This window comes from Flavobacterium sp., from assembly GCF_041911335.1.
In the GTDB taxonomy this organism is placed as follows: Bacteria; Bacteroidota; Bacteroidia; order Flavobacteriales; family Flavobacteriaceae; genus Flavobacterium.
In genome coordinates this window covers 1-3586 of record NZ_JAYRPD010000046.1, presented here as the reverse complement: position 1 = coordinate 3586, position 3586 = coordinate 1, and the positions used below count along the sequence as shown (strand labels likewise).

Annotated in this window: 3 protein-coding genes and 1 pseudogene; 2 read left to right on the top strand and 2 right to left on the bottom strand. The window is 32.3% G+C overall.

From position 1 onward, the window contains the following. Positions 1 to 13 precede the first annotated feature (13 nt). Positions 14 to 163 (top strand): helix-turn-helix domain-containing protein, encoded by a 150-nt coding sequence (locus ACE3PD_RS07520; protein WP_374401103.1) that lies wholly within the window; start codon positions 14 to 16, stop codon positions 161 to 163. Then, positions 144 to 1058 (top strand): hypothetical protein, encoded by a 915-nt coding sequence (locus ACE3PD_RS07515; RefSeq protein WP_374401101.1) that lies wholly within the window; start codon positions 144 to 146, stop codon positions 1056 to 1058. The genes ACE3PD_RS07520 and ACE3PD_RS07515 overlap by 20 nt, the downstream gene beginning before the upstream one ends. Here ACE3PD_RS07515 and ACE3PD_RS07510 read toward each other — a convergent pair. After that, positions 1025 to 2776, bottom strand: coding sequence for a class I SAM-dependent DNA methyltransferase (locus tag ACE3PD_RS07510; protein WP_374401099.1), 1752 nt, complete (start codon positions 2774 to 2776; stop codon positions 1025 to 1027). The two genes, ACE3PD_RS07515 and ACE3PD_RS07510, sit on opposite strands and share 34 nt — an antisense overlap. 337 nt (positions 2777 to 3113) lie before the next feature. Next, positions 3114 to 3586: pseudogene (locus ACE3PD_RS07505) on the bottom strand (penicillin-binding protein); the annotation flags it as partial.

Below are 3586 nucleotides of genomic sequence, written 5' to 3'. Positions count from 1 at the left end.
GTCTCAAAAAGACTTGGCTTATACTGCTGATTTGGATAGAAGTTATATCGCAAGTATTGAAAATGGACAGCGTAATGTTTCTATTGTCAATATTGAAAAGATTGCCAATGCGTTAAATGTAACGCTCAAAGAATTTTTTAAAGATGCCCAATTTAATAAATAATCACACAGGAATTTCTTTTGCCCAAATACAAATGCAAGACGCTTTGAATCAAATTAAGGTAGATATAGAAAATGCAATTGTTACAAACGGAGAAAAAGGGAAAAATGCGTTAATTAGAACTCAAAAACCAATTAAATTAATACATGATGTTGTAAAAACAGCTTTTTTAAATTTGGGAGTTCATCCAAGTTTAATCAACCCTGAATTAAGACGATTACAAAGAATAGCTAATCCGCCCAATCGTGTCAATAATCGTCCCATCATTTTAAAAGATAAAGAATTAGCTTTAGCAGGCTATTTAAAAACAAAAAATCAAGATGTGTCTATAGTACCAAGAAACATTGTAGTTCATCCTGAAACACTAACTTTTCCAACGTATTTAAATGGTTTTTTAGATAGATTTGGGACTGCATTCACAGAAAGTGTTTTGTCAGTTAATGTGAGAAGTCAATTGAGCAGTGTTGCAAAAAATTTTGATACACTTTATGAAAGGACATTTGCAGAGGCATTAAATTTCCATTTGAGATCTCCCCGAATGGTATTAGGGGAGGTATATATGATTATTCTTAAAGAATATAATTCGGACGCTGCTGCAAATCATCAAGTTGCTTTTAATAACTCTGAATATATTGAAAAATATATTTTAGCTTTTCAAGCACTGAATGATAGGATTAATATAGAAGATCCTCTTTATAAATATGAACGTATTGCTTTATTGATAGTAGATTTTAGTCAGCCAATACCAAAACTCTATAATACTACACAAGAATTAATACAAGATGGTTTACTAAATCCAAACTCAGTAGCAAATATTGACAGGTTGTCATTTCCTACGTTTATTCAAGATTTGTTTAATATATATCAAACAAGATTTCCCGAAAATTCTTTCAGCTGATATTTCTTAATTAAAAAATCGTCAATTTCCTCTTTGTCGTTTAAAGAGCGAAGCAACTCAATTTCACTTTCTGAAAATTCGGGAATGGTAAATTTTTCAATGAAATTTTTCTGATAGCAAGGATAACCGCCTTCAATAGCCACACTTGTTTTGCTGACGTAATAGTGCATTACGATTGAGTTGAAAACTTTTTGTACTACGTCTATATTTTCAATTTTTGAAATAGGATTTATGCTTTCTGCAAACAAAGTTTCGGTTTCTTGTTCTCTGAAATATGTGCCGTAGCCATTTGTAAAATAAGCTTCTTCTTCGTTTATCAATAAAAATCTTGGTGTTTGACTGAAAGTCGGATTTAAAATTTTCTTTCCTGTTTTTGCCAAACCTTGCGTTCTTCCCCAAACAAAAAACGGCTCAAATTTTACTTTGCCCTTATCTCTTGCTAAAAGTGCTTCTTTTTCGGAAAGTAAATATTCGTAGCATTTCGGAAAACGCTTTTTAAAGTCCGTTTCCGGAATTGGTGTCGCTGTTTTTCCCTTTATGGTGTAAGGACAAATAATTCTTCTTGTATTTTGTTCGGCTTCTTCCTGTGTTTTGAAATCTGAAATTTTGTAAACAGGTTTTGTTATTTCTTTTTCGATTTCAAAAGTTCCTTTATCGGTCGTTTTGATGAAATAACCGTTTCTTTCTTTGCTTCCGTCAATAAAAAACACATCATCCTTTAATGTAGCAATGCCTACGCAAATGTCAAACAATTTGCTGATTTGCGTTCCGATTGTTTCAATTGTTTTAATGTTTTTTTGTTCGTCAGTTTTCAGCAAACGCCATTTTTTTACGTTCAAGTCTTTCAGATAATTTGGCGAACCGTTTGCTATTGGCAAAAAGTCTTGTGGTGTGTAGCCGTTTTTAAGTCTGTCAAACATAATAGCTTCATTTTCCTGTTTGGTTAGAAATGTCAATGCTGTGTAAGTTTGAGCATCAAATACTTTTTTATGCGTAAAGTCAATAATGCGTGAAACGCATTTTTTCTGTTGAAAAAATCTACGCATTGCTTCGCCTGCAAGCGAAGTAAAATAATTGTTTGGTGTAATGAATCCTAACCTTCCTGTCGGTTTCAGTAATTTATAGCCTAATTCAAAAAAAGCAAAATAAAGATTGAACGATCCGCCTTCAACAGTTGTCCAATTCTTTACTAAATCCTCCCTGTTTTCATCAGAAAGGTCTTGAAATTTCACATAAGGCGGATTGCCAACAACTGTATCAAACTGCAAATTCCATTCAGCTTTTAAGCTGTCTTGGTTATATAAATTAAAGTCGCTTTCATCTAAAATTTCATTATTTTGTAAAGCATAAATTGTCAGCAAAAGTTTAGTGCGATGAATGTTATACGCAAGAATGTCCGAACCGTAAATATTTTCTTTTATGATTGATTTTATAGACTTTCCAAAAGTATTTTTATAGTAATCTGTCAAGCCAATTAAAAATGCTCCACAACCGCAACTTGGGTCAAGATTTTTGTCGGTTGGCTGTGGCTTAACTTCGTTAATGATAAAGTCAATAATATAGTCTGGAGTAAAAAATGCACCATTTAGTTTTCTGTCCGTTTTTGGAATAATAAGCTCTAAATGATTTTCAAGGTCTTTTATTGATTCAATTTCCAAAGCAGAAACTCCAAAAAACAAAACTGTGTCCTGTTCAAAACCTTTAAAGTATTCTGTCAATATCGGACTTTGGGTAAAGTCAAGGTTTTTATTATTCAGATATTGACAAACTAAATGCTTCTCAAGACTTGTAAGGTCTTGATTAGAAATAAGGTTGTTCAATATCGCTTTCTTTACCATTTTACTTGTTGACTATAAGCAACAAAATTAGTGTTTTTTTTTAGTTTATACAAGTTAGTTTTGGCAAAATTCTATTGTAGAAATTTACAAGACTGTCTAAATGGATTTATACATATAGTTGTGATGATTTTACAAAGTTGCCTAATCCAAATATACAAAAGATTTCTTTCGATTAGTTTTCTAAAATCCAAAATCTAAAATCTAAAATCTAAAATCATCAACGTCTATTCCCAGAAAGTTCTACCAAATCCAGCATTAAGCCAATTTGGTTCACATTATCGGCGTTGTGATAACGAACATGGGAATAATCAAACCTAAAAGAAGAGATTTTGATTCCAAAACCAAAACTCAATCCAGAGAAATTTCTTTGGTCGAGAACCGCGAGTTCGTTTCCGCGTTTTACATTATAACCCATTCTAATGTTGAAGGCTTGTTCAGGAAACAATTCGATGCCACCAGAAAGATGGTCCATCAATTTTCTACCAAAACCGACTTCTTTGCCATTAATATCATACGATTGAGAAATATTGAATTGTTGCAAATCATGATAAGTAATAGTGTAAGCTAAAGGAAATTCTGGCAAAATTCTGGTGTAACCGATATCTGCTCGGAAAGGCAATTGTTCTTTGGTTCCGTTGTAAGATTTGATTTGATAACCAAAATTTCTGAAAACCAAAGCTACCGTTTCTT